Annotated in this window: 21 protein-coding genes; 16 read left to right on the forward strand and 5 right to left on the reverse strand. The window is 62.5% G+C overall.

All coding sequences use genetic code 11. The features are described from left to right. Window positions 1–5: 5 nt before the first annotated feature. Genes AC04SG_RS11590 through AC04SG_RS11600 form a run of 3 tightly spaced genes read left to right on the forward strand, consistent with a single transcriptional unit; the run spans window position 6 to window position 3,476 of the window. Complete coding sequence (locus AC04SG_RS11590; protein ID WP_488551126.1) at window positions 6–1,085, forward strand: quaternary amine ABC transporter ATP-binding protein; 1,080 nt, start codon at window positions 6–8, stop codon at window positions 1,083–1,085. Further along, complete coding sequence (locus AC04SG_RS11595) at window positions 1,082–3,061, forward strand: ABC transporter permease (RefSeq protein WP_488551127.1); 1,980 nt, start codon at window positions 1,082–1,084, stop codon at window positions 3,059–3,061. The genes AC04SG_RS11590 and AC04SG_RS11595 overlap by 4 nt, the downstream gene beginning before the upstream one ends. A 37-nt stretch (window positions 3,062–3,098) precedes the next feature. Continuing rightward, window positions 3,099–3,476: a GFA family protein gene (locus tag AC04SG_RS11600; protein ID WP_488551128.1), complete on the forward strand. Its 378-nt coding sequence runs from the start codon at window positions 3,099–3,101 to the stop codon at window positions 3,474–3,476. A 28-nt stretch (window positions 3,477–3,504) separates the two neighbouring features. Here the strand turns inward: AC04SG_RS11600 and AC04SG_RS11605 are convergent, their stop codons facing one another. Further along, complete coding sequence (locus AC04SG_RS11605; protein ID WP_488551129.1) at window positions 3,505–4,863, reverse strand: trimethylamine monooxygenase; 1,359 nt, start codon at window positions 4,861–4,863, stop codon at window positions 3,505–3,507. 314 nt (window positions 4,864–5,177) lie between these two features. On the opposite strand from AC04SG_RS11605, the gene AC04SG_RS11610 reads away from it, so the two are divergent. Further along, complete coding sequence (locus AC04SG_RS11610; protein ID WP_488551130.1) at window positions 5,178–5,897, forward strand: helix-turn-helix domain-containing protein; 720 nt, start codon at window positions 5,178–5,180, stop codon at window positions 5,895–5,897. A 149-nt stretch (window positions 5,898–6,046) separates the two neighbouring features. Here AC04SG_RS11610 and AC04SG_RS11615 read toward each other — a convergent pair whose 3' ends face one another. Genes AC04SG_RS11615 through AC04SG_RS11630 form a run of 4 tightly spaced genes read right to left on the reverse strand, consistent with a single transcriptional unit; the run spans window position 6,047 to window position 9,830 of the window. After that, window positions 6,047–7,087, reverse strand: a complete 1,041-nt coding sequence (locus AC04SG_RS11615) for a heme-dependent oxidative N-demethylase family protein (RefSeq protein ID WP_488551131.1) — start codon at window positions 7,085–7,087, stop codon at window positions 6,047–6,049. A 9-nt stretch (window positions 7,088–7,096) separates the two neighbouring features. After that, window positions 7,097–8,062, reverse strand: a complete 966-nt coding sequence (locus tag AC04SG_RS11620; protein ID WP_192256119.1) for a PDR/VanB family oxidoreductase — start codon at window positions 8,060–8,062, stop codon at window positions 7,097–7,099. After that, a complete protein-coding gene (locus AC04SG_RS11625) occupies window positions 8,059–8,655 on the reverse strand; it encodes a dimethylamine monooxygenase subunit DmmA family protein (RefSeq protein WP_488551132.1) in 597 nt (198 codons plus the stop codon). Before AC04SG_RS11625 ends, AC04SG_RS11620 begins: the two co-directional genes overlap by 4 nt. A gap of 41 nt (window positions 8,656–8,696) precedes the next feature. Then, window positions 8,697–9,830: an aminomethyl transferase family protein gene (locus AC04SG_RS11630; protein WP_488551133.1), complete on the reverse strand. Its 1,134-nt coding sequence runs from the start codon at window positions 9,828–9,830 to the stop codon at window positions 8,697–8,699. A gap of 286 nt (window positions 9,831–10,116) precedes the next feature. Between AC04SG_RS11630 and AC04SG_RS11635 the strand changes: the two genes are divergently transcribed. The 12 genes from AC04SG_RS11635 to AC04SG_RS11690 all read left to right on the forward strand — a co-directional run bounded on the left by AC04SG_RS11635 (window position 10,117) and on the right by AC04SG_RS11690 (window position 19,409). Continuing rightward, window positions 10,117–10,404, forward strand: a complete 288-nt coding sequence (locus tag AC04SG_RS11635; RefSeq protein ID WP_477286722.1) for a hypothetical protein — start codon at window positions 10,117–10,119, stop codon at window positions 10,402–10,404. Between the two features lie 28 nt (window positions 10,405–10,432). Beyond that, window positions 10,433–10,810 (forward strand): hypothetical protein, encoded by a 378-nt coding sequence (locus AC04SG_RS11640; protein ID WP_488551134.1) that lies wholly within the window; start codon window positions 10,433–10,435, stop codon window positions 10,808–10,810. A 23-nt stretch (window positions 10,811–10,833) separates the two neighbouring features. Continuing rightward, a complete protein-coding gene (locus AC04SG_RS11645) occupies window positions 10,834–10,995 on the forward strand; it encodes a hypothetical protein (RefSeq protein WP_488551135.1) in 162 nt (53 codons plus the stop codon). A 9-nt stretch (window positions 10,996–11,004) separates the two neighbouring features. Beyond that, on the forward strand, window positions 11,005–12,408 hold the full coding sequence (locus AC04SG_RS11650; protein WP_488551136.1) for an APC family permease: 1,404 nt from the start codon (window positions 11,005–11,007) through the stop codon (window positions 12,406–12,408). Window positions 12,409–12,449: 41 nt separating this feature from the next. Beyond that, complete coding sequence (locus tag AC04SG_RS11655) at window positions 12,450–13,136, forward strand: hypothetical protein (RefSeq protein WP_488551137.1); 687 nt, start codon at window positions 12,450–12,452, stop codon at window positions 13,134–13,136. Then, window positions 13,133–13,444: a hypothetical protein gene (locus AC04SG_RS11660; protein WP_488551138.1), complete on the forward strand. Its 312-nt coding sequence runs from the start codon at window positions 13,133–13,135 to the stop codon at window positions 13,442–13,444. Before AC04SG_RS11655 ends, AC04SG_RS11660 begins: the two co-directional genes overlap by 4 nt. Before the next feature lie 85 nt (window positions 13,445–13,529). Next, window positions 13,530–14,426, forward strand: coding sequence for a class II glutamine amidotransferase (locus AC04SG_RS11665; protein ID WP_192256107.1), 897 nt, complete (start codon window positions 13,530–13,532; stop codon window positions 14,424–14,426). A 4-nt stretch (window positions 14,427–14,430) separates the two neighbouring features. Further along, a complete protein-coding gene (locus tag AC04SG_RS11670; protein WP_352557259.1) occupies window positions 14,431–15,159 on the forward strand; it encodes a GltB/FmdC/FwdC-like GXGXG domain-containing protein in 729 nt (242 codons plus the stop codon). A 6-nt stretch (window positions 15,160–15,165) separates the two neighbouring features. Continuing rightward, window positions 15,166–16,494, forward strand: a complete 1,329-nt coding sequence (locus AC04SG_RS11675) for an FMN-binding glutamate synthase family protein (protein ID WP_112565774.1) — start codon at window positions 15,166–15,168, stop codon at window positions 16,492–16,494. A gap of 31 nt (window positions 16,495–16,525) precedes the next feature. Next, complete coding sequence (glnT, locus tag AC04SG_RS11680) at window positions 16,526–17,833, forward strand: type III glutamate--ammonia ligase (protein WP_477349876.1); 1,308 nt, start codon at window positions 16,526–16,528, stop codon at window positions 17,831–17,833. Window positions 17,834–17,869: 36 nt separating this feature from the next. Continuing rightward, a complete protein-coding gene (locus tag AC04SG_RS11685; RefSeq protein WP_488551139.1) occupies window positions 17,870–19,123 on the forward strand; it encodes a sarcosine oxidase subunit beta family protein in 1,254 nt (417 codons plus the stop codon). Between the two features lie 10 nt (window positions 19,124–19,133). After that, window positions 19,134–19,409: a sarcosine oxidase subunit delta gene (locus AC04SG_RS11690; RefSeq protein WP_488551140.1), complete on the forward strand. Its 276-nt coding sequence runs from the start codon at window positions 19,134–19,136 to the stop codon at window positions 19,407–19,409. The last annotated feature ends 190 nt before the right edge of the window (window positions 19,410–19,599 follow it).

Here is a 19,599-nt window from a genome sequence, read left to right on the forward strand (position 1 = left end):
ATTGGATGACGGAAGCGACTGAACCGCAGGCAGTTGGCACGCCAAAGGATGCGCGGCCGATAAAGCTTGCCTGCCGCAATGTCTGGAAGCTGTTCGGATCGAACGCCGCGAACTTCATTCGAGAGCGCGACGGCAAGGCCAGCATGGCCGATGTCACTGCCGCCGGACTGGTCGGCGCGGTCCGCGCCGTCGATCTCGAAATACGCCAGGGCGAAATCTTCATCATCATGGGGCTGTCGGGCTCCGGCAAGTCGACGCTGGTGCGCTGCATGTCGCGGCTGGTCGAGCCGACCCACGGCAAGGTCGAGTTCGAAGGCAACGATCTGCTCAAGATTTCCGATGCCGCGCTGATCGAACTGCGGCGCCATCGCATGGGCATGGTGTTCCAGAATTTCGCGCTGCTGCCGCATCTCAATGTGCTGGAGAACATCGCTTTCCCCTTGAGTATTCAGGGCCAGGATCGGCCGACGCGAGAAGCGCGGGCGCGCGAGGTTATCGAACTGGTCGGCCTGCGTGGCCGCGAGCATTTTTATCCGCGCGAGCTTTCCGGCGGCCAGCAGCAACGTGTCGGCATTGCCCGCAGCCTTGCCACCAAACCGGAGATCTGGTTCCTCGACGAACCGTTCTCGGCGCTCGACCCGCTGATCCGCCGCGAGATGCAGGATGAGCTGATGCGGCTGCAAACCATGCTGCACAAGACCATCGTCTTCATCACCCATGATTTCGACGAGGCGATCAGGCTCGCCGACCGTATAGCCATCATGAAGGATGGCGAGGTCATCCAGATCGGCACGCCGGAACAGCTCGTGGTCAATCCGGCGACCGACTATGTCGCCGAATTCACCCGCGACGTCGACCGCGCTAAGGTGATTTCCGCCCGCAGCCTGATGCGTGCCCTGGATGGCACTGAGCATGGCGGGACGGTTTCGCCGGATGCCAAGATCGCCAGCTTCTCGGCCAGCATCGTTGCATCGGGCAAACCGTTCGCCGTGGTCAACGGCACCGGCAAGCCAATCGGCGAAGTGACGCCGCAAGCGGTGATCGGGCTGCTGGCCGGTCTGGACAAACCGAGAGCCGGCGCATGACGGTAACGGCAAGCGCCAGCGAAACGAGGCCGCCGGTTCAGCGCTGGCTGCTGGTCTGGGCACTGGCACTTGCCGCCGTGTTGGTGGTATTCCTGCAGCAGGACCGGCTGCCCTGGGCCGTCAACTATCCGGCCGAGGCGGTCGTCCCGGTCGCCGACTGGGTCAGCGCGCTGATGCGCTGGATCAAGTCGAACTTGTCGTGGCTGACCCGCTCGATCACCGCGGTGCTCGGCGTTCCCCTCGATTTCGCGCTCAATCTGCTCGCCAAGAGCTTCAAGATCGGCCACGGCGCCGACGCCTATGTGCTGCCGCGGCTGTCCTGGGTCGGCGTCTGTGCTGTCGCCTTCATCGCCGGCCATGCCGTCGGCGGCCGCAAGCTCGGCATTCTGGTCGGCGGCTGTTTCCTCTACATTGCGTTGTTCGGCCAGTGGACGAGCGCCATGCTGACGCTGGCGCTGATTTCCATCGCGGTGCCGTTCTGCATCGTCACCGGCTTGTTTGCCGGCATCTGGGCCTGGCGCAAGCCGTGGGCCGAGAGGCTGATCGTCTCCCCTGCCCTCGACCTGATGCAGACCATCCCGACCTTTGCATACCTCATCCCGATGCTGCTCCTGTTCGGCAACAGCCCGGTGTCGGCGATGATCGCCACCGCCATTTTTGCCACGCCGCCGATGGTGCGGGCGACGATGCTGGGTCTGTCGCGCGTGCCGTCCGAGATCGATGATTTCAGTGAGATGGCAGGCTGCACGGCGCGGCAGAAATTGTGGCGGGTGCTGCTGCCCTCGGCGCGGCCGACACTGATGGTCGGCGTCAACCAGGTGATCATGCTGGCGCTGAATATGGTCATCATCGCCTCGATGATCGGCGCCGGCGGCCTCGGCTACGACGTGCTGCTCGCGCTGCGCGCGCTGAAGGTCGGCGAAGCGATGGAAGCCGGCCTTGCCATCGTGGCTTTGGCTATCGCGCTCGACCGGCTGAGCCAGGCCATCGCCCACAAGCAGGCGAAAGGCCAGACGCATCAGGCGGTGAGCCCGGTCTTGTGGCGGCGCTATCCCCATCTGACGCTGGCGCTCGCCATCCTTGCCGCCGCCACGCTGCTCAGTCTCTATGTGCCTGCCTTCGCGGCGGTGCCGAAGGCGATCACCTTCACCACTGCGCCTTTGTGGAAGGCGGCGGTGAACTGGGTGACGATCAACTTCTTCGACGTGATCGAGGCGTTTCGCGTGGCACTGATCCTCAATGTGCTCAACCCGCTGCGCGCCTTCTGCGAAGGCTTTCCGTGGCTGGGTGCGGTGTTCCTGCTCGGCCTCGCCGGCTATCAGCTCGGCGGCCTGCGGCTGGCGGCACTGGTCGCTGCGCTGACCGCTTTCTGCGCCGTCACCGGTCTCTGGGAAAAGACCATGGCGACGGTCTATCTCTGCGGCATCTCGGCCTTCATCGCTTGCCTGATCGGCATTCCGATCGGGCTCGCGGCCGCGCGCAGCGACCGCTTCGAAAAAATCGTCACGCCCATCATCGACACGCTGCAGGTGCTGCCGTCCTTCTGCTTCATCATTCCGGTGGTGATGCTGTTTCGGGTCGGCGACGTCACCGCCATGATCGCCACAATCGCCTTCGCCGTGGTGCCGGCGATCCGCTACACCAATCACGGTATCCGCCAGGTTCCGCCGGCGCTGATCGAAGCGGCAAAGGTTTCGGGCTGCACGCCGCGCCAGACCTTCTTTCGCGTGCAGCTGCCGCTGGCGCTGCCGGAGATCATGCTGGGCGTCAACCAGACCATCCTGATGGCGCTGGCGATGATCATCATCTGCGCCATGGTCGGCACGCGCGATCTCGGCCAGGAGGTGTTCATCGCGCTGTCCAAGGCCGATTCCGGGCGCGGCATCGTCGCCGGTCTCGCCATCGCCTTCATCGGCATCGTCGCCGACCGGCTGTTCAATGCCTGGACGGCGAAGGCACGGGCGAGGCTGGGATAAAACTCAACCGCCAATACCACCAAAAGGAGAGAAGAGAATGAAAAGCAGGGTGGCCAGCTGCACCTGCGGACAATTGCAGATACATTGCCCGCAAGAGCCGACCATGGTGTCGCTTTGCCATTGCCTCGACTGTCAGCGGCGGACCGGCAGCCCGTTTGGCATCGCGGCCTTCTTCGACGCCGCCGCTACCGATATCCGGGGCCCGTCGAAGACATTCCAACGCGTTTCCGACAGCGGCTTCCCCATCAGCTTTCATTTCTGCGGAACGTGCGGGTCGACCGTGTTCTGGTATCCGTCACGAAAACCGGAGGCGGTCGCAGTGGCCGTCGGCTGTTTCGCCGATCCGTCCTTCCCGGCGCCGACAAAGTCAGTCTATGACAAGCGCCGCCACAGCTGGGTCGCGGTGCCGGCGTGACGGCAGACTCGTCCTTGGCTTGTGGATGCTACTCCGCCGCGACGCCTTTCACCTCGAGATAGCTCTCCATGGAATCGTCCAGCGCCTGCAGCCAGGGCGTATGATGCAGCGGCGCCATGGTGCCGGTCATCAGCGAGCGGTAGGCGTGGTCGCGGAAGCTCATAATGTCTTCGGCCTTGTGGTGCTCCCACTCCATGAACGTCTGGTTGACCGCCTCGACGTCGAAGCCGGGATAGTCGGTCTGATCCATCAATTCCTTAGTGTAGTCGCCCTGAAACCAGATCATCTGTTCGGCGTCTTCGAGCGTCTCCTCGCGGGCGCGCCATTTTGCGCTGTGCTCGGCCATCGCTTGCGACGACGGCAGCTTGATGCGACCCATGATGACGTCGCGGGCAAACCACGCCTGCGCGTCGAACATGTTGAAAGTGTAGAACTGGTCCTGCATGCCGATATAGGACAGCTTCGGGTTCTTCTCCCAGACGACGCCCTCATAAAGATCGAGCGGCCACATGCGGTTGGCGGTCTTGAGCTTCAAATCGTCGGTGAGGAAGGGGAAGGAATGCAGATAGCCGGTGCACAGGATGATGGCGTCGACGTCCTTGGTGGTGCCGTCCTTGAAATGCGCCGTCTTGCCGACGACCTTTTGCAGCAGCGGCACCTCTTTCCAGTTCTCCGGCCATTTGAAGCCCATCGGCTTGGAGCGGTAGCTGGAGGTGATCGATTTAGCGCCGTATTTGTAGCATTGCGAGCCGATGTCCTCGGCCGAGTAGGAGCGGCCGATGATCAGGATATCCTTGCCCTTGAACTCCATCGCGTCGCGGAAATCATGGCTGTGCAGGATGCGGCCATTGAAGGTCGAAAAACCTTCGAAATAGGGAACGTTCGGCACGGAGAAGTGGCCGGACGCGACGACGACATTGTCGAACTCCTCGGAATAGGTCACGTCGTTGGTGCGGTCATGCGCGGTGACGGTGAATTTCTTCGTCACATCCGAGAAGGTCACCATGCGCACCGGGCTGTTGAAGCGCACCCATTTGCGCAGGCCTGATTTCTCGACCCGGCCCTTGATGTAGTCCCACAAAACGGCGCGCGGCGGATAGGAGCCGATCGGGCGGCCGAAATGCTCTTCGAATGTGTAGTCGGCGAATTCCAGGCATTCCTTCGGTCCGTTCGACCAGAGGTAGCGGTACATCGAGCCGTGGACGGGATCGCCGTGTTCGTCGAGGCCGGTGCGCCAGGTGTAGTTCCACAGGCCGCCCCAGTCGGACTGCTTTTCGAAGCAGACGATTTCGGGAATGGCGGCGCCCTTGTCTTCGGCCGATTTGAAGGCCCTGAGCTGGGCCAGGCCGGATGGCCCGGCTCCAATGACGGCAACGCGAGTGTTCATGGCAGGCCTCCCGGTCTCATTTCAACTTTTGACGCAATTCCTGCGGGAAAACCGTTTCACGCTTTTCCCAGGATTGCTCTTACGAAACAAATTTCACTCACAGTGACAGTAATTGCCCCTTCGATGCTGTCAACAGGGCTTGTGGCGAAACCGCGTTTCGTCCCAGCGGATTTTCGGCAAAAACCGATGGCAGCGCAAATCCGAACCCGACACCATTCGACTTAAGGGGCTTGCTGTCGCGGTTGCGTTTCTGTATCGGCAGCGAATATGTTCACCTTGAGTGAAATAAATCTGCGATTCCTGGGAGCGGCGACATGGCGAAGACAGCATCCGATCTCAAGCCCGGCGCCGGTCCGGCCAAGGCAAAGCCGCTGGCGAAGGTCTCGGTGGACGGGAAGACCATCCGCGCGCCGCTGACACAGAATCCGCATGCCGTCCGCGACACACGCGAAAAGGTGCTGGAGGTGGCGATCGGCCGCGAGGTGCGCGCCTTCCGCAAGAAGCTCGGCATCACTGTCGCCGATCTCGCCGTTGCCACCGACATTTCGCTGGGCATGCTGTCGAAGATCGAAAACGGCATCACCTCGCCGTCGCTGACGACGCTGCAGGCGCTGTCCAGAGCGCTTGGCGTTCCCGTCACCGCCTTCTTCCGCCGCTTCGAGGAAGAGCGCAGCGCCGTCTTCGTCAAGGCCGGCGAAGGCCTCGATGTCGAGCGCCGCGGTACGCGCGCCGGCCACCAGTACAATCTCTTGGGGCATATCGGTTCCAACACCAGCGGTGTGGTCGTCGAGCCCTATCTGATCACCCTGACCGAGGATTCGGATGTGTTCCCGACCTTCCAGCATGAAGGCATGGAGTTCCTTTATATGCTGGAAGGTGAGGTGGTTTACCGCCACGGCAGCAACCTCTATCCGATGAAGCCGGGCGACAGCCTGTTCTTCGACGCCGACGCGCCGCATGGGCCGGAGCAACTGACGAAACTGCCGATGCGGTATTTGTCGATTATTTGCTATCCGCAGAACAGCGCGGGGTAGCGAAGCCCCCCTCACCCGGATTGCCAAGACCGAATTGCCAAGGCAATTCGGGGCAATCCGACCTCTCCCCGAGGGGAGGAGGTGGCGCTGGCGATCTCTTCTCCCCTCGGGGAGAAGGTGGCCGCGAAGCGGCCGGATGAGGGGGTCTTTCAGTCCGGCCCGAACCCCGGGCTCGTCGCGCTGCCATCATCGAGCTTCGACAGCCATTCCACCAGCGTCGGCCTGTATCGCGTCAGGCCCTTGTAAGTTGCCAACTCCTCCGGCAGGTCGCGGATCACCCGGTGCAGGCGCCGCGCCCATTTCGACTGCGTCACCAGCTCGTCCATCTTGATGAGGTAACAGCGGATCGGGAAGACGATGCCGTTGGAACGCGGCAGGCGCCAGAAACTCTGCAGCTCGACGCGCAGATGCACCTTGTCGCCGACATTTTCGGGCGTCACCGTGGTGCGGTCCGGTCCCCATTTGTGATAGTTTTCCGGGCTGGTGTCGAGGCGCGGATTGATGGTCATCGTCCAGTTGAGACGCCGCGCCGGCTTGCCCTGCTGGATGTTGGTGAGGAATTTCAGCGCCCGAACGAAAATCCCCTTCTCATGCGCCAGCGGCACCGGCGCGTGCCACTCGAAGAAGTTCATGCCGATGTCGAAATCGAGCGACCAGTCGGCCTGGGTGGTGACCATGCCGGCGTCCATCCACAGATTGCCGTCGCGCTGGTCTAGGATGCAGAAATCGCCCTGGCTCTGGCGGGTGATGTACTCCATCGGCCCGTAGGGCAGCGTCGAGGTGTCGCCGAAGGTGAAGGTGTCGTCGATGCCGAGCGGCCGGTTGATCCAGCGCCAGCGGTCGCCGTTGCGCTCAAGCGTGAAATGCTCGGGGTAGCCCAGCGCCTGCTGCTCCATCAGGAGTTCGAGCAGATCCCAGCCGGCCAGCGTCATGTGCGGCAGCGACTGACAGCGCAGCGGGTCCTCGGCCAGCACCAGAGCGCGGTCCTGCATCTCGGCGACATAGTGCTCGTCGACGTCGATCAGGTTTTCCAGCACTGAGCCCTTGGGACCGACGACATGCGGCTCGATGTTGACCGCATACATGTAGCTGTCTTCGTGGAACGGGAACGGGAAGCGCCTGATGTGCTCCGGGCTGTTCTTGAAGGTGAAATCGTCGCGGAACGTTTCCTTGCGAAAGGTGATGCCCAAGTTCGCCTCCTATCTTTCCAGGACCAGTGACTTGCCTTCGAAGCGCGACACGCACGGCATGATCTTGCAGCCGGAGCGGTGGTCTTCCTCGCCCAGCCAGTGGTCGTTGTGGATGAACTTGCCGTCATACGAGATCACATTGGTCTCGCACTGGCCGCAGACGCCGCCACGGCAGAGATAGGGCGGATCGACGCCGGCCGCCTCGATCGCTTCCAGCAGGCTCTGCTGCTCGCCAACGCGGATAGTCTTGCCGCTGACGGCAAGTGTGACGTCGAACGGCAGGCCGGGCTGGGGTGCCGCGAAATGTTCGTAGTGCACGGTCTCCGGCGGCCAGCCCAGTTCTGCCGCGCGGGCTCGTACCCAGTTGATCATGCCGGCCGGGCCGCAGACATAGAGATGCGTTCCAAGCGGCTGGGAGGTCAGCAGCCGGTCGAGCTCGATGCGCTCCTCGCGGTCGTCGTGGTAGAGTCGGATGCGGCGGCCATAGCGTTCCTGCAGCACATCGGCATAGGTGCCGAGCGACGCGGTGCGGCAGGTGTAGTGCAGTTCGAAATTGCCGCCTGAGCCGGCAAGCTGCGCGGTCTGCGCCATGAACGGTGTGATGCCGATGCCGCCCGCAAGCATCAGGTGCTTCTTTGCCCGGAGGTCAAGCGAGAACAGATTGACCGGATAGCTGATCACCATCTCCAGGCCTGCGTGGACCCTGCTGTGCATGAACAGCGAGCCGCCGCGGCCGGCATCGTCGCGGCGCACCGAGATGGTGTATTCGCGGGTGTCGAGCGGCGAGCCCATCAGCGAATAGGGATTGAGCCTGGTGCGGTCGCCATCGCGCATCTCGACCACGACATGGGCGCCGCCGGAAAAGGTCGGCAACAGTTCGCCGTCACGGCGGCGGAAATGGAAGCGGGTGACCAGATCGTTGACCGGGACGACATCGCTGACCACGACATCGAGCTTGGTGGTGCCAGTGCTCATGGGAAGGCCTCCTCGACAGGAGGAATTTCACTGCGATCCTCGGCATTGATGCAGACGCCCTGGAAGGCGGCGAGGCGCCTTGAATAGTGGTCGCGCACCAGAAGCAGCAGGCCGCAATGCGAACAGGTCGCCGGCTGCGTCGTCACGTTTTCCGTGATGCCCTTGCAGTGCACGCACTGCATGCGCCGCGCCAGCGACCCGCGATGCTCGGTCTGCATGGAGGTGTGGTCGATGCCGGCTTCGAGTGCCACCTGCATGGCCTGGCCGATCAGTCCTTCGGTGCCAGCGAGATAGAGGCGCAGGCCCATATGAGCGTTGGCCAGCGTCTGCTTCAGCCTCGGCAGCAAGCTGGCGAAGGACGGCGCGACGTGAAATTGCGCGGGCTTCAATGCCTCAAGAACGGCAACGTGCTTGCCGTCGGGACCAGGAATGAAAACGATCTCGGCGCCGTCGAAGAAACCGGGCTGCGCCGTCTTTGCCATATCAACAATCGCCAGCGCGCCTTCCGCATCCGCCACGAAAAGATGATGCTTGCCGGGCTGCGGAGACAGGGTTCCGTAAATGGGCCGGCTGATGATCGTCTTGGCTGCCATTCTCTCTTTGTGCCCTAAGTCCCCTCGCTGTCGATAATGCCTCAGCCCTTGGCGGTGCGCTTGGTTTTCTTCGGATCGTCGAAGGGCAGCGGCTGCGCCGTCGCCTTGATCGAACCGCTCTTGTTGCGGATTTCGAGCTTGGTGTCCTTGACCGCGCAGTCGACATCGAGGCGAGCGATGCCCATCGATTTCTTGACCAGCGGCGAATACATGGCGCAGGTCACCACGCCGACCTTTTTGCCGTCGCGATAGACCGGCGCGCCCTCGTCAGCCGGCTCCTTGCCGTCGAGCAGAACGCCATAGATCTTGAAGCGTTCCTTGCCTTTCAGCCGATAGTGCTCCTCGGCGCCACGGAAACCGGTTTTCCCCGGGCTGACGGTGAAGTCGAGGCCAAGTTCCCACAGCGTGTCGCCGGGGCCTTCGTTCTCGAAGGGATATTTCTGCGAATTGTCGTAGGGATAGAACAAGAGGTAGCTTTCAACGCGCAGCATATCGAGCGTGGTGAAGCGGCAGGGAATGATGCCGGCGCTCTTGCCCTCGTCGAGAATCCTGTCCCAGACCGTGCCGGCATCCTGGCCGCGGCAGAAGATTTCGTAGCCGCGCTCGCCGGTGTAGCCGGTGCGCGAGATCATCACCGGGAAACCGAACAGCTGCGTCTGCATGTGATGGAAATAGGGCAAATCGCGAATACCCGGCACGTGCTTGGAGAGATAGTCGACCGCGGTCGGCCCCTGCAGGGACAGATCGTGCAGATTGTCGTCGAAGCGCAGCGAGACGTCTCGGCCGACGGAAGCGCGCTGCAGTTCCTCATGGCCGGTGCCGGAGCCGTGCACCACCATCCAGGCATTCGGGCCGGTGCGGTAGAGGATGCAGTCGTCGGTGAATTTGCCGGCATCGTTCAGCATGCAGGCATAGGCCGACTTGCCGGGGTAGATCTTTTCGACGTCGCGCGTCGTGGCGAGATCGATGAGGTGTGAGGCATGCGGGCCGGTGATGTGGACCTTCTTCAGACCCGACACATCCATCAGCCCGGCCTTCGTGCGGATCGCTGTGTATTCCTCGTCGGCATCCTTGTCGTAGGTCCAGGCAGTACCCATGCCGCTCCAGTCTTCGAGCTTCGAGCCGAGCGCGCGATGGCGATCCGCCAGGCTCGAAAATCTCCAGGATGCCGTCATCCGCTAATCCTCCGTTCGAAAATTCAATTGTGTTCCCTGCCCCCTGCGCTGCGGCGGGAGCTTTGAGCGAATATTGATCGCAAACGTTCGGGCGCTGCAATACCCGTAAGCAAATAATTTCATTGTCAGGCAAAATTTGCCACACCAAATGACCGGTTAACCAAGCGTAAATTCGTCTTGACAATTCCGCAAATCGGATTGAATTTATGAAAAAAATTTCACTCTCTTGAAAGAGGGCAACGATCGGCCAATTCGGAAGCCGGCGTTGGAATAAAGGGGAAAACCGATGTCAGACCTGCAGCAGCGCATTGAAGCGCTGTACCGTTCCGACGTGCGCGGATCCGCGCTCCTGATCATCTGCCTGTGGGCGACGATCCTCTTCGTGCTCATCATGACATGGCCCTACATCCCCGACACCGGGATCAAGATCGTCGTCGCCATAGCGGCGGCCGCCGTGCTGATCTTCAACACGGCCGCCATCCTGGCGATGGTCAATCACTACAAGGAAGACAAGGATTTCATCTACGGTCTCGACATCAAGAACGCCGACGCGGCCCGCAACCGCAAGTCCTGAAAATAGAACGTCCTGAGGGGTAGAAGACATGTCGCGCTACACGCCGCCGGAACAAGGCAAGGCCGGGCAGATTTTCGATATCGTCGTCGTCGTCGTCGCCATTTTTGTGGCGCTGTGGCTGCCGCTGAAACTCGGGCTCGCTGGTGCTGCAAAGTCCATCGACGCGCTCGATGCCAAGACCTGGGACGCCCTCGGGCAGAACCCGACCATGGCCTCGATCTGGGAAAAGCTCGGCTACACGCCCGAGACCGCGCACGACATCATCCAGAACCGCTTCCACTACATCATCGACTGGCCGACGCTGATCATCATGGCGGCGGTGCTGATCGGCTATTTCGTCTTCCTGTTCCGCGCCTCCGACCGCGAATACCGCGACGTCATCAACGAAAAATTCGACGACAAATAACGCCAGAGATTTGGGGAAGCACCATGTGGACGGCTCTGTCTTATGCATGCTGGGGCATCTCGGTCGTGCTTGCGCTGTGGATGCTCTACGACTGGTTCAAGATCGACACGACCTACTCCGAGGATGTGCTGACCTCCTCGCGCGAAGGCGAGCTTGAAGCCGTTTCCGAAAAGCATCGGGTCTAGGGGAAAACAATGGCGGTCGCGGCTGAAACGATAATTACGGCAATCCACGGCGACAGGGTTTCGCTGCTCAGGGTGCTCGGCCCGGCCCATGTCTGGGCGCTCGGCGTCGGTATCGTGCTGGTCGGCGAATTCACCGGCTGGAATTTCTCGGCCGACAAGGGCGGCGCGCTGGCAGCACTCATCGTCTGCTGGGTGGTCGGGCTGCTCTATACCTCGGTCGCCATGATCGATTCCGAAGTGACATCGACGGTCGCCGCCGCCGGCGGCCAGTACGCGCAAGCCAAGCACATTGTCGGGCCGCTGATGGCCTTCAACGTCGCGCTGTTCCTGGTCTTTGCCTACACGATGCTTGAGGTCTCGGACGCCATCCTGCTCGGCGACACCATCGTCGCCAAGGCCGGCGTCGAGGGGCTCACCCACAATTCCTTCATCGCCGCCACCATCGTCGTGTTGGCGTGGCTGAACTATCGCGGCGTGCTGATGACGCTCAACGTCAATTTCGTCATCACCGCCGTCGCCTATGTGTCGATCGTCATCCTGTTCTTCTCGGTCAGCCCGTGGACGCAAGGCGCGGTGCTGAAGCTCAACGAGCTGGTCACCCCCGGCAATGCGCTGCCTTACGGCTGGATCGGCGTCATCGCCGCCTTCCAGTTCGGCATCTGGTATTATCTCGGCATCGAAGGCACCACGCAGGCAGCCGAGGAAGTCCGCTCGCCGGCGCGCTCGCTGCCCTATGGCACCATGGCCGGAATGATCACGCTTCTGATCGCCGCCGCCATGACCTGGTATGTCTGCGCCTCGCTGATGCCTTGGGAATATCTCGGCATCACCTATTATCCGCTTTGGGATGCCGGCAAGCTGACGGGGAGTGCGCTGCTCGAAAACTTGCTGTTCATCGCCACGCTGCTGGCCGCGCTCGCTTCCGCCAATGGCTGCATCAACGACGCGGCCCGCGCCTGGTTCTCGCTCGGACGCGACCGCTATCTGCCGACCTGGTTCTCGGCCGTGCATCCGAAATACCGCACGCCCTACCGCTCGATCCTGTTCCTGCTGCCGATCGCGCTCGCTTTTGCCTTCATCGCCGACCTCAACCAGGCGATCACCTTCTCGATCCTGTCGGGCGTGCTGCAATACACCTTCATGAGCATCAACATCATGATGTTCCGGAAGAAGTGGCCTCTGGGCACCATCCGCCGCGGCTACACGCATCCCTTCCATCCGCTGCCGGCGATCGTTTTGTTTTGCCTGTGCGTGGTGACCTTCTTTGCGATCTTCCTCGGCTTCGGTTCGCAGTTGATCGCGATGACCATATTCTATTTCCTGATCTCGCTGTGGTTCCATTTCTACCGCTACCGCTATGTGCGCCGCGGCGACCAGTTCACCATGCCGTGGCCGAAGCCACAGGGTTATTGACAGGAGAGGGCCTGCCGGTTTGGGCAGGCATTGCGTGACGAGTGTCTGACGTGACGACAGCATTGCTGGCCGGGGCGATAGCCTTGGCTCTCGTCCTGCACCTCGCCTGGCTTGCGCGCGCCAGCCGCAACAGGGCCAAGGCTGCTCTTGCCGCCGAGGTTGCAAGCATCCGCACCGTCATCGCAGATGCCGTCGACATTTCAGATGGCACGGTTGGTGTCGTCACCTGGGTGGGTTCGTGGAACGAACGGCGCGTGCAAGTGCGCACCATCGTCGACACGCTGGCGACGCGAAAACTGCCGGCGCGCTGGCTCAGCGTTTCGGTCACCGAACCGGTTGCGGTGCCGGCGACCTTCGACATGATGATGCGGCCGGGATCGCCGACCACCTTCTCCAATTTCGATCACCTCCAGCACACGCTTCCGAAAGCTCCGGGTTTTCCGGCCGAAGCCGTGTTGCGAACAGACTTAAGGGGCGCGCGCTTTCCGCAGAACCTGATCGCCAGCCATCTGGACATCTTTGCCGAAGGACGCGCCAAGGAATTGTTGACTACGCCGAACGGCGTGCGCATCGTCTGGCTGCTGGCCGAGGCCGAGCGGGCGCGCTACGGCGTGTTCCGGCAGGCTGCCTTCGGCACAAGACTCGATCCGGCGCTGATCGAGAGACTGCTTACCTCGGCCTCAGCGCTGCGTGACGCCATCAACCGACAGGAAAGGCAGGTGGCATGAGCGCACCGACAAATCCCTATCTGGTGCTCGGCGCCGCAATCGTCCTGCCGGCAAGCGGCCATGTCATTCTGGGCGTCCCTGTGCGCGGCCTGCAGTTCCTGTTCTTCATGGTCATCCTGGCCTGGGTGACGGCCAAGATCGCGCCGGCCGACGCCAGCTTTGTCGGCCGCCATGCCGGCGGCTTCCTGATCTATGCGCTGTCGATCCTGGATGCCTACAAAATCGCCCGTGTCCGCACCGCCACATGGGTTCACAGTGCCCGCGCCGGCAGCGATAGTGCACAAAGTGGCATTGAGCCGCATACGTAACTAGAGGAAAATTTTTTTCATATGATTGAATTCGGACAGCGCATTCGATACATCATCTCTTAGCTGCAAACGCCGGGAGGCTGACATGTGTGGAATCGTCGGACTTTTTTTGAAGGACAAGTCGCTTGAGCCGCAACTCGGCTCGATGCTGTCGCAGATGCTCATCTCGCTCAGCGATCGCGGCCCCGACAGCGCCGGCATCGCCATCTATGGCGCCACTTCCAAAAACGAAGCCAAGATCACCATCCAGTCGGCCAAGCCCGAGCGCGATTTTCACGGCCTGGACGCCGAACTTGCCAAGGCCATCGGCGCACCGGTGAGCATCGCGGTGAAGTCGACGCACGCCGTACTCAGGACCGCGCCCTACAAGGTCGACGCCGCGCGCGAAGCGTTGCAGTCGATCCGGCCCGACGTGCGCATCATGGGTGCCGGCGAAGCGGTGGAGATATACAAGGAAGTCGGCCTGCCGGAGGCGGTGGTCGACCGCTTCGACGTCCGCTCGATGACCGGCACGCATGGCATCGGCCATACCCGCATGGCAACGGAATCGGCCGTGACCACGATGGGCGCGCATCCGTTCTCGACCGGCGCCGACCAGTGCCTGGTGCACAATGGCTCGCTGTCCAACCACAACAATGTGCGGCGCGAATTGCGGCGTGAAGGCATGACCTTCGAGACCGAGAACGACACCGAGGTGGCGGCCGCCTACCTCTCTTCGCAGATGGCGCATGGCAAGAATCTCGGCGAGGCGCTGGAAGGCACGCTGTCCGACCTCGACGGCTTCTTCACCTTCGTCGTCGGCACCAAGAACGGCTTTGGCGTGGTGCGCGACCCGATCGCCTGCAAGCCGGCCGTCATGGCCGAGACCGACCAGTATGTCGCCTTCGGCTCGGAATATCGCGCGCTGACCAAGCTGCCCGGCATAGACAATGCGAGGGTCTGGGAGCCAGAGCCCGCAACCGTCTATTTCTGGGAGCATTGAGCCCATGCCGGCAACCAAACTTTCGAAGGTGGCGCAAGACCACGCCTCCCGGGTCTTCGATCTCGATGTGTCGTCGCTGCGCGAGCTCAACCAGGCGCTGCACAATCTGACGCCCGGCTCCAACGAGACGGCGTGGGAAGTGCTGCACCCGAAGGGCAGCCATTCGGTCGCCGTCGGCGTCGACCAGCCTGTCACCATCGATGTGCGCGGCAGCGTCGGCTACTATTGCGCCGGCATGAATGACGGCGCCACGATCACCGTGCACGGCTCGGCCGGTCCCGGCGTCGGCGAGAACATGATGTCAGGCTCGATCGTCATCAAGGGCGATGCCAGCCAGTATGCCGGCGCCACCGGCAGAGGCGGGCTGCTGGTCATAGAAGGCAATGCCTCGTCGCGCTGCGGCATCTCGATGAAGGGCATCGACATCGTCGTCCATGGCAATATCGGCCACATGTCGGCCTTCATGGCGCAATCCGGCAATCTGGTGGTGCTGGGCGATGCAGGTGATGCGCTGGGCGATTCCATCTACGAGGCGCGGCTGTTCGTGCGCGGCAAGGTCGAAAGCTTAGGGGCCGACTGCATCGCCAAGGAGATGCGGGCCGAGCACATCGACCTGCTGCAGGGCCTGCTCGACCGCGCCGGCGTGACCGGCGTCAAACCTTCGGAGTTCAAGCGCTACGGCTCGGCGCGCACGCTCTACAATTTCAATATCGACAACGCCGACGCGTATTGAGGCAGCATGACCTACAAGAACCCGCCGACGACGCCGCGCAAATCCGCGACCTTCGACGACTACACGCTCTCCGAAATCCGCCGCGCCGCGGCGACCGGCATCTATGACATCCGCGGCGCCGGCGCCAAGCGCAAGCTGCCGCATTTCGACGACCTTTTGTTCCTCGGCGCCTCGATCTCGCGCTATCCGCTGGAAGGCTATCGCGAGCGCTGCGACACCAGCGTGGTGCTCGGCTCACGCCATGCCAAGAAGCCGATCGAGCTGAAAATCCCGATCACCATTGCCGGCATGAGCTTCGGCTCGCTGTCCGGCCCGGCCAAGGAAGCGCTGGGCCGTGGCGCCACACTGTCCGGGACATCGACCACCACCGGCGATGGCGGCATGACCGAGGAAGAGCGCGGCCATTCGAAGACGTTGGTCTATCAATACCTGCCGTCGCGCTACGGCATGAACCCCAGGGATTTGCGCCGTGCCGACGCCATCGAAGTGGTCGTTGGACAAGGGGCCAAGCCCGGCGGCGGCGGCATGCTGCTGGGACAGAAGATCTCCGACCGCGTCGCCGAAATGCGCACGCTGCCGAAAGGCATCGACCAGCGCTCGGCCTCGCGTCATCCCGACTGGACGGGACCGGACGATCTCGAGATCAAGATCCTCGAACTGCGCGAGATCACCGACTGGGAAAAGCCGATCTACGTCAAGGTCGGCGGCGCCCGCCCCTATTACGACACGGCACTTGCGGTGAAGGCCGGCGCCGATGTCGTCGTCGTCGACGGCATGCAGGGCGGCACGGCTGCGACGCAGGAAGTGTTCATCGAAAATGTCGGCCAGCCGACGCTTGCCTGCATCAGGCCGGCGGTGCAGGCGCTGCAGGATCTCGGCATGCACCGCAAGGTGCAGCTGATCGTTTCCGGCGGCATCCGCAACGGCGCCGACGTCGCCAAGGCGCTGGCACTCGGCGTTGACGCCGTCTCGATCGGCACGGCGGCGCTTGTCGCGCTCGGCGACAACGACCCGCGCTGGGAGGCGGAGTACAATGCGCTCGGCACCACGGCCGGCGCCTATGACGATTGGCATGAGGGCCGCGACCCCGCGGGGATCACGACGCAGGATCCGGAGCTGATGAAGCGGGTCGATCCGATCGCCGCCGGACGGCGTCTCGCCAACTACCTCAAGGTGATGACGCTGGAGGCGCAGACCATTGCGCGTGCCTGCGGCAAGAACAGCCTGCACAATCTCGAACCCGAGGATCTCGTCGCGCTCACCATCGAAGCCGCCGCCATGGCAGGCGTGCCGCTGGCCGGCACCAACTGGATACCGGGGAAGAACGGGTTCTAAAAAATCACATCAAAATATGCGAGGAACTATAATGGGGAACGATCTCGCCGCATTCGCCAAAGAGAACGGCGTCAAATATTTCATGATTTCCTACACCGACCTGTTCGGCGGCCAGCGCGCCAAGCTGGTGCCGGCGCAGGCGATCGCCGACATGCAGAAGGACGGGGCCGGCTTTGCCGGTTTCGCGACATGGCTCGACCTGACGCCGGCGCATCCCGACATGCTGGCGGTGCCGGATCCGGATTCGGTCATCCAGCTGCCGTGGAAACCCGATGTCGCATGGGTCGCCGCCAACTGCATCATGGATGACAAGGAAGTCGAGCAGGCGCCGCGCAACACGCTGCGCCGTCTGATTGCGGAAGCCGCCACCGACGGCATGCATGTCAAGACCGGCGTCGAGGCCGAGTTCTTCCTGATCTCGCCGGACGGCAGCGTCATTTCCGACAAATACGATACGGCCTCGAAGCCCTGCTACGACCAGCAGGCGGTGATGCGTCGCTACGATGTCATCGCCGAGATCTGCGACCATATGCTGGCGCTGGGCTGGAGCCCCTACCAGAACGACCATGAGGACGCCAACGGCCAGTTCGAGATGAACTGGGCGTTCGACGATGTGCTGGCGACCGCCGACAAGCACTCGTTCTTCAAATTCATGGTCAAGTCTGTCGCTGAAAAGCACGGCCTGCGCGCCACCTTCATGCCAAAGCCCTTCCAGGGCCTGACCGGCAATGGCTGCCACGCGCATATCTCGGTGTGGGACAAAGCAGGCAAGACCAATGTCTTTGCCGACAATGCGATGGAGCTTGGCCTGTCGGCCAAGGGCAAGAATTTCCTCGGCGGCATCATGAAACATGCCTCGGCGCTGGCCGCCATCACCAATCCGACGGTCAATTCCTACAAGCGCATCAACGCGCCGCGCACCATTTCGGGCGCCACCTGGGCGCCGAACACGGTGACCTGGACCGGCAACAACCGCACCCACATGGTGCGCGTGCCCGGCCCCGGCCGGTTCGAGCTGCGCCTGCCAGATGGCGCCGCAAACCCCTATCTGCTGCAGGCCGTCATCATTGCCGCCGGTCTCGACGGCATCCGCTCCAAGGCCGATCCCGGCAAGCGCTATGACATCGACATGTACCAGAACGGCCACACGGTGAAGGGCGCGCCGAAGCTGCCGCTCAACCTGCTCGACGCGCTGCGCGAGTTCGACAAGGACAAATCGCTGAAGGCGGCGCTGGGTGAGGAATTCTCGTCGGCTTACCTAAAGCTGAAGCACCAGGAATGGAATTCCTATGCTTCGCACTTCACGCAATGGGAGCGCGACCACACGCTGGACATCTGATGTCCGGCGTGAGGCGAGCGGCCTCGGAATGACCTGATGAAATACTCGATCTTCTCGCTCGCCCGCGCCGCTCTTTCCGGCCACAAGAACTGGCAACGCACCTGGCGCGATGCCAGCCCGAAAGACCACTACGATGTGGTGATCATCGGCGGCGGCGGCCACGGACTCGCCACCGCCTGGTTCCTGGCCAGCGAGTTCGGCATCAAAAATGTCGCGGTGCTGGAAAAGGGCTGGATCGGCTCCGGCAATGCCGGTCGCAACACCACCATCATCCGCTCCAATTACGGCCTGACCGGCAATACCGGCTTCTACGAATTGTCGATGAAGCTGTGGGAGCGGATGGAGCAGGACCTCAACTACAATTCTATGGTCAGCCAGCGCGGCGTCCTCAACCTCTACCATTCCGACGCCCAGCGTGACGCCTACGCGCGGCGCGGCAACACCATGCGCATCAACGGCATCGATGCCGAACTGCTCGACCAGGCGGCGCTGAAGAAGATGCTGCCGTTCCTGAATTTCGACCATGCGCGCTTTCCCGTGCAGGGTGGCCTTCTGCAGCGGCGCGGCGGCACGGCGCGTCATGACGCGGTGGTGTGGGGCTATGCGCATGCGGCGAGCGAACTCGGCGTCGACATCATCCAGAATTGCGAGGTGACCAGTTTTGTCCGGGACGGTAACGGCAAGGTCACCGGCGTCGAGACGTCGCGCGGCAAGATAGGCGCCGGCAAGGTCGGCATGGCTGTTGCCGGTTCCTCCTCGCGCGTCGCGGCGATGGCGGGCCTGCGCCTGCCGATCGAAAGCCATGTGCTGCAAGCCTTCGTTTCGGAAGCGATCAAGCCGCTCATTCCCGGAGTCATGACCTTCGGCGCCGGGCATTTCTATGTCAGTCAGTCGGACAAGGGCGGCCTCGTCTTCGGCGGCGACATCGATGGCTACAATTCCTACGCCCAGCGCGGCAATCTGCCGGTGATGGAAGATGTCTGCGAGGGCGGCATGGCGCTGATCCCGATGATCGGCCGCGTGCGGCTTTTGCGTCAGTGGGGCGGCATCATGGACATGTCGATGGACGGCTCGCCGATCATCGACAAGACGCCGGTCGACGGCCTCTACCTCAACGCCGGCTGGTGCTATGGCGGCTTCAAGGCGACGCCGGGCTCCGGCTTCGTCTTTGCCCATCTTCTGGCCCGCGATGAATCGCACAAGGAGGCGGCGCTGTTTCGCCTCGACCGCTTCCGGCGCGGCGCCATGATCGACGAAAAGGGCCAGGGCGCCCAACCGAACCTGCACTGAGGACAGCTCGATGCGTATTGTCTGTCCCTTCTGCGGCGAACGCGAACTCGGGGAGTTCAGCTATCTCGGCGACGCCAAGCCGGTGCGGCCCGCCGCGGATGCCGGCGAAGAGGCCGTCTACGACTATGTCTATCTGCGCGACAACGTCGCCGGCGTGATGGCTGAGAACTGGTATCATGGCGGCGGCTGCCGGGCCTGGCTGAAAGTCACCCGCAACACGCTGACGCACGGGATTTCTTCCGTTGAGCCGGCGGCGGGCGCTGGCGCGAGGCAGGTTGCGAAATGAGCTACTCTGGCCACGTCAGCGCTGCCCCTCACCTGCCTGCCGGCATCCTCTCCCCGTATAGAGACGGGGAGAGGGGCGCTCTTGCCAACGGTTTCGCCAATCATCGGCGTAGCAAGAAGGAGGACGGCGTTGTGGCCAGCCCCCTTCTCCCCGTCACTATACGGGGAGAAGTGCCCGGCAGGGCGATGAG

Source organism: Mesorhizobium sp. CNPSo 4684 (assembly GCF_057784315.1).